Annotated in this window: 5 protein-coding genes; all 5 read left to right on the forward strand. The window is 51.4% G+C overall.

From position 1 onward, the window contains the following. Positions 1 to 1,491, forward strand: a 1,491-nt coding sequence (locus OEM52_12790; protein ID MDK9701017.1) for a CoB--CoM heterodisulfide reductase iron-sulfur subunit A family protein, incomplete at its 5' end; no start/stop codon positions are given. Continuing rightward, positions 1,484 to 1,996, forward strand: coding sequence for a hydrogenase iron-sulfur subunit (locus OEM52_12795; protein MDK9701018.1), 513 nt, complete (start codon positions 1,484 to 1,486; stop codon positions 1,994 to 1,996). The genes OEM52_12790 and OEM52_12795, both read left to right, overlap by 8 nt. Next, a complete protein-coding gene (locus OEM52_12800; protein MDK9701019.1) occupies positions 1,993 to 2,970 on the forward strand; it encodes an oxidoreductase in 978 nt (325 codons plus the stop codon). The genes OEM52_12795 and OEM52_12800 overlap by 4 nt, the downstream gene beginning before the upstream one ends. A 3-nt stretch (positions 2,971 to 2,973) precedes the next feature. Beyond that, positions 2,974 to 4,440 carry a Ni/Fe hydrogenase subunit alpha gene (locus tag OEM52_12805; GenBank protein MDK9701020.1) on the forward strand — a complete coding sequence of 489 codons (1,467 nt, stop codon included), beginning with the start codon at positions 2,974 to 2,976 and terminating at the stop codon, positions 4,438 to 4,440. 505 nt (positions 4,441 to 4,945) lie between these two features. After that, the coding region (locus OEM52_12810) for a hypothetical protein (GenBank protein MDK9701021.1) at positions 4,946 to 6,671 on the forward strand (1,726 nt) is incomplete at its 3' end.

A 6,671-nucleotide genomic window follows, 5' to 3' on the forward strand; every position in this document is an offset into this window, starting at 1 on the left:
GGTAAGAAAGTGTACCTCGTCGAACGTGAACCGACGATCGGCGGACACATGGCAAAGTTCGATAAGACGTTCCCGACGCTCGACTGTGCCGCGTGTATTCTGACGCCGAAGATGTCGCAGGTGCGCGCTCATCCGAATATCAAAATGTGGACTTATTCGGAAGTGGCGAATGTCAGCGGCTTTGTAGGCAATTTCAAAGTGAAGGTGCGGCGAAAGCCGCGCTATATCATCGAAGATTTATGCGTCGGCTGTAATGAATGCGTCGAGAAGTGCACGTTCCAGAAAGGACAATTCCCCGACGAATTCAACGAAGGTCTATCTAAGCGGAAACCGATTTACATGGCGTTCCCGCAAGCAACGCCATCGGTCGTGGTCATCGATCCCGAAACCTGCAGTTTCCTGAAACGCGGGAAATGCAAGAAACCGTGCGTCGATGCCTGCGAACGCGATGCGATCGATTTTGCACAGACCGAAACCATCGAGGAAATCGATGTCGGAGCGATCATTTTAGCGACCGGTTTCAAAACCTTCGATGCCGCACGTTCGGCGCAATATGGTTACGGCATATACAAGAATGTCTTCACCGCGTTGGAAATCGAACGGATGGTAAACGCCTCGGGACCGACCGGTGGCGAAGTCAAATTGCGCGATGGAAAGTCCGTACCGCAATCGGTTGGCATCATCCATTGTGTCGGCAGCCGCGATGCGAAAACGAACAAACACTGTTCCCGCGTCTGTTGTATGTATTCGCTCAAGCTCGCGCACTTGATTAAAGAGCGCACCGGCGCCGATGTCTACAACTTCTATATCGACATGCGAACGCCGGGCAAAGGGTACGAAGAGTTCTACGACAAGTTGCTCAACGAAAATGTTCATTTCATTCGTGGTCGCGTCGCCACTGTGAACGACTGGGCGGCAACCCCCGAAGAGCAAGGCAAATTGGTACTTCGCGCCGAAGATACGCTGCTCGGAGTTGTGCGACGGATTCCCGTCGATATGGTTGTGTTGTCGACCGGACTCGAACCGAAATCTGATGCGGACGATGTTCGACGGCTCTTCAATATCAGTTGCAGCAAGGAAGGTTGGTTCCTGGAGCGGCATCCGAAACTCGCTCCGGTAAATACCTTTACCGACGGCATTTTCTTAGCGGGCGCTTGTCAAGGACCGAAGGATATTCCCGACACCGTTGCACAAGCCGGTGCGGCGGCGATGGAAGCGGTCGCTTTAATCGACCGCGGGTTTGTCGAATTAGAACCGAATACGGCGTACATCACAGAAGATGAGTGTTCCGGTTGTCAGATTTGTGTTGGGCTTTGTCCCTATAGTGCAATCAGTTTCGATAACGAACTGAAAACATCACAAGTAAACGGTGCGCTTTGCAAAGGCTGCGGCACTTGCGTGGCAAGTTGTCCGTCCGGAGCGGCGCAGCAACACCTATTCACCGACGAACAGATCTTCGAGGAGATCGAGGGGGTCATGGAATATGTCTGATCCGATTCGTAATGGAAGTGATGGCAGGTTTGAACCGCGCATCGTTGCATTCTTCTGCAATTGGTGTACGTATACCGCAGCCGATCTTGCCGGTACAGCGCGAATGACGTATGCCCCGAATGCGCGCGTGGTTCGCATTATGTGCTCCGGACGGCTTGACCCGCAATTTATTATGGCGGCGTTTCGTCAGGGTGCCGATGGCGTACTGATAGGTGGTTGTCATCCCGGCGATTGCCATTATCAGGAAGGCAACTACAAAGCGTTGCGCCGGATTACATTGCTGAAAAAACTCCTCAGTCAATTCGGAATCGAACCGGAACGGCTCCGGCTCGAATGGATTTCCGCTTCGGAAGGCGACCGGGTGCAAAAAGTGATGAATGAAATGACCGAACAGGTGCGCAAGCTCGGTCCGCTCCATCTGGAACCGATGAAGTTGCAGCACCCCGGTGCGGCTGCGTCGCTTTCTCACGTAAAGGCGACCCCTGTTAAGGAGATGGCGCTATGAGTAAACCGAAAGTAGGTTTCTATTGGTGCGCGTCCTGCGGCGGCTGTGAAGAAGCGATTGTCGATCTCGACGAAGCGATTCTCGATGTGGTTGCCGCGGTCGATGTCGTCTTTTGGCCTTGTGCGATGGATTTCAAGCGCAGCGATGTCGAAGCGATGAAAGACAACGAAATGGCCGTTTGTTTTATCAACGGTGCCGTACGCAGCGACGAGCAACTGGAAATGGTCGAGTTGCTCCGCAAGAAAGCCGGATTGGTCGTTGCATTTGGCAGCTGCTCCCACGAAGGCGGTATTCCCGGTTTAGCGAATCTCTACACCAAGGCGGGAGTATTAAAGGCTGCTTATGGTAACGCCTTCTCAACTGTCAATCCTGAGTACACTCTTCCGATGGCGGAATTCTCTTTCCCCGAAGGGAAAGGGACATTACCTACATTGTTTGAGACCGTAAAATCGCTCGATCAAGTGATTGATGTCGATTATTTTCTCCCCGGTTGTCCGCCACCTGTCAAGCTCATCGTCAATGCCGTAATGGCAATATTAAAAGGGGAGCTTCCCGAAAAGGGAGCCGTCCTTGCGCCGGATATGGCACAGTGCGATGAGTGTCCCCGGAAAGACACCAAGCCGGAAAAATTGTTGCTCAAGCAATTCTACCGCCCCTTCCAGATTCAAGTCGACCATGAAAAGTGTTTGCTTGCCCAAGGCTTACTCTGCTTAGGCCCGGTGACTCGGCAGGGTTGCAACAATTCCTGTATGGTTGGCAATATGCCTTGCACCGGATGTATGGGTCCGACCAGCCGCGTCCGCGATTACGGTGCGAAAGCGCTCTCCGCGATTGCGACTTCCCTCGATTCCAACGACGATGCCGAAATCGTAGCAGTGATGGATTCGATTGTTGATCCCGCGGGCACGTTCTACCGCTATAGTTTACCCACATCATTGATGCATCGCGCCAATGTTACGAATGGGGGAAAATAACCGATGTCAACGAAAGTAACCATCGATCCGATTACGCGACTGGAAGGACATGGGAAAATCGACATCTTCCTCAACAACGAGGGGAGCGTTGATCACGCCTATCTGCAAATCCCCGAACTGCGTGGTTTCGAGCAATTCGCCGTCGGACGTCCCGCGGAAGATATGCCGCAGATTACTTCCCGCATTTGTGGCGTTTGCCCCACTGCGCATCACATGGCGTCGACCAAAGCGCTCGACGATTTGTACAAAGTCGAACCGACTCGAACCGCTCGATTGATCCGAGAACTCTTCTATATGACCTTCTTCGTCGAAGATCATGCCCTTCATTTCTATTATTTAGGTGGGCCGGATTTTGTCGTCGGACCGACCGCACCGAAAGCCGAACGCAACATTCTGGGCGTCCTCGGAAAAGTCGGGATGGAAGTCGGTTTGAAGGTGATCACCACCCGAAAGCATCTCCGTGAAATGATGACGGAGATGGGCGGGAAAGTGATTCACCCGGTACTCGGAAAACCGGGTGGAGTAGCAAAGCGGATGACGAAAGAAGTGCAAGAGAAGTATGCGAAAGTCGCACGCGATGCGGTCGATTTCGGATTATTCTCGTTGCAGGTGTTTCGCGATATCGTTCTGAAGAATAGCGCGTATGTCGATGCGATTGTATCCGACACCTACACCCATAAAACCTATTATATGGGAATGGTCGACAAAAACAACCAAATGAATTTCTACGAGGGTGACATTCGCGTCGTTGATCCCAGTGGGAAAGAGTATTGTAAATTCCCCACTGGAAAATATCTCGACTACGTCGCGGAACATGTCGAACCGTGGAGCTACATGAAGTTCTGCTATCTGAAACCGCTTGGTTGGAAAGGTTTTGTCGACGGCCCGGATAGCGGTATTTACAGCGTTGCTCCGCTTGCCCGCGTCAATGTCACGGAGGGTATGCCGACGCCCCACGCTCAGGAAGCATACGCGGAATTCTTCAAAACACTTGGCGGTCGTCCGGTGCATCATACATTGGCGAATCACTGGGCGCGTTTGATCGAATTGCTGTATGCGGCGGAGCGGATGGTCGAGTTAACCGCCGATCCTGAGATTATCGGCGAGAACATTCTCAACATTCCGACCAATACTCCGAAAGAGGGAATCGGTATCGTGGAAGCGCCGCGTGGTACACTCTTCCATCACTATCAATCCGATGAACGCGGCGTATTGACTGCGGCGAATTTGATCGTGGCAACCGCCGGTAATGCGGCGCGTACCGCAATGTCGGTCGATAAGGCGGCGAAGGGTTTGATCAAAAATGGCAAATGCGACGATGGCGTAATGAATATGATCGAAATGGCGTTTCGCGCATACGATCCGTGCCACGGTTGCGCAACCCACACGCTGCCCGGATCGATGCCGTTGATTCTTCGCATGATTGATCCCAACGGTAATCTGATCGAAGAAATCCGGCGCGACACTTAATCGTAGGGGCGTATGGCATACGCCCCTATTGTCATTGCGAGCGTAGCGAAGCAATCTCAGTCGGTGACACAGTAGGACAGACATCCTGTCTGTCCATCCGTATCTGCGACATTCCTGTCGCGAAAAGTAGGGGCGTATGGCATACGCCCCTTTCTTTTTGTCATTTTGGGTAGGGGCGGACTCCCATGTCCGCCCTTTTTTCCGTACGTTGGACATTCCTGTCCAACGGGCGAAAGTGTTAAGTATCAGTGCGTATGTCATGTGGGGGTACTGACAGGTCTCCAGACCTGTAACCACCACTAATGGGTAACATCAAATTGGTGGATACAGGATTCCCATCCTGTGATCTTCTGTTATCTTCCCACTGACACAGCTTTCCCTTGCTGTCCACAAAAAAATCCATTTTACCAAAATTCCCTTGAATTCCAAACAATTACTCTGTACGTTATAACTGACCTACTTGCTTCTCGCTTTTCTACTTTGTCCGACTGGAATGGAGCATGCTATGAACGCCATTGTAAAGCAGTTTCTTGTCGCGTCATTTTTCCTACTGGTTGTATCTTCTGCCGTATCCGAGTCGCCTAACGCCTGGATTGATCCTGCGCAACATCACCCCATCATTACCGGCGACGAACCGCTTCCGAGCTGGAGTAGTTTGCCGAACAATGAGGAGTTTCCGCCGCCACCCGCAGTCGATACGATTGGCAATGTCTATCGTGCCGGACAGACTTGGTACGACCTGCAATACATCGGTTCCGGTGGCAGAATGATTCAGTATGATTCAGTGGCGCAGTGTACGCATGTTGCTTGGACATGTGGTTATGATAGCGGTGCTTCCACAATTCAGGTAAAGTATAGCTGTTTCGATGCTTCTACTCAGCAGTGGATGATGTGGTTATTGGGTCAACGAGTCACTCCACAAACAGTTACCCGAAGCGCATTTACGTCACTGGGATTGTTTAGTATGATTCCATTTCCTGCACTCCACGAATCCAATCCGCGAGCAACGGTACCAACCGGAAATGTCTATCATGATATAGAGCCCGCTGTCGGCTGTTTTATCAGTGATTCTCCTTTACCATTACTCTCCGAGAATGGAAGCACCATTCAAACCAATTGGCCGAAAATTGCGATTGGTAGAAATGGCGCAGTCCATCTTGTGACAACAGAAGGGGGTGCTACCTCCATTGCTGGAATGCAGCAGTGGTATCATCGCGGAATGTATGATCCACTTAACGCAACCATCACTTGGGGGCAACCCCAACTGCTCCCCGGTCGGACGATGAATGTTGCCGGTGAAGTTGCCGCATCCCGGATATCGAATCGCGCAGCGGTTGCTTGGATGCGTCCGGTCGACATGGATCGCAATCCACCGCCCGCCGAGTTTTCACCCTACAACAACAATGTTGTTTGCGCCATTTCGCAGAATGGTTTAACTTGGAATTTTAACAACTACCAATATATCTCCCATTGGCGGTTACCGAATCCAGCGCTCTATCCCGACACCCTCGCCGCCTGCCGTGACACCTTCCGTGCCTATAACGATATCAGCCTACTCTTCGATAACAGCGATGTTCTACATGCTGTCTTCACGACTAATCTCTACTATACCCTTCCCGAACCACGCATCTACACCTATGGACACATTTGGCATTGGCGGAGCGATGAACCGAATACACTTTGTTTGGTAGCCGAAGGTGGTAATCGCAATGTTACGCTTCATGGCAATCCCAGCGCATGGAATCGTACGGTACAGAACGGATCGCTCTCGATTGGTCAGAACGGCAATCTTTATTGCACATTCACCGCTTGCTACGATCCTCGCGATACTGCCAATACGTTGAACGATATTTCGCATCAAGGGAGACCGAATTACGATATCTATGTTTCGGTTTCAACTGATGGTGGGCATAGGTGGTCAACAGCCACAAACATCACGGAAACCCACACTCCGAATGCGGTCGCAGGTCAGTGTCGTTCCGAATGTTTCCCCTCATCGTATCAGAAAGCGGATACCTATCTTCATGTCTCTTACCTCACCGACTTTGATGCTGGTTCGGCGGTACTGAATGAAGGGAGCTGGACGAATAACGACTTCAACTATCATCGTGTCCCGGTTGCATCGATTCCCACGACGCCACTCTTACCGGAACGAAACATTAATTTCACTGCTCCAACTCCCTTTTTGAGATTAACGCAACCTAATGGTGGGGATCAATTCTATATAGGTC

The sequence above is a fragment of the bacterium genome, from assembly GCA_030247525.1.
Taxonomy (GTDB): domain Bacteria; phylum Electryoneota; class JAOADG01; order JAOADG01; family JAOADG01; genus JAOTSC01.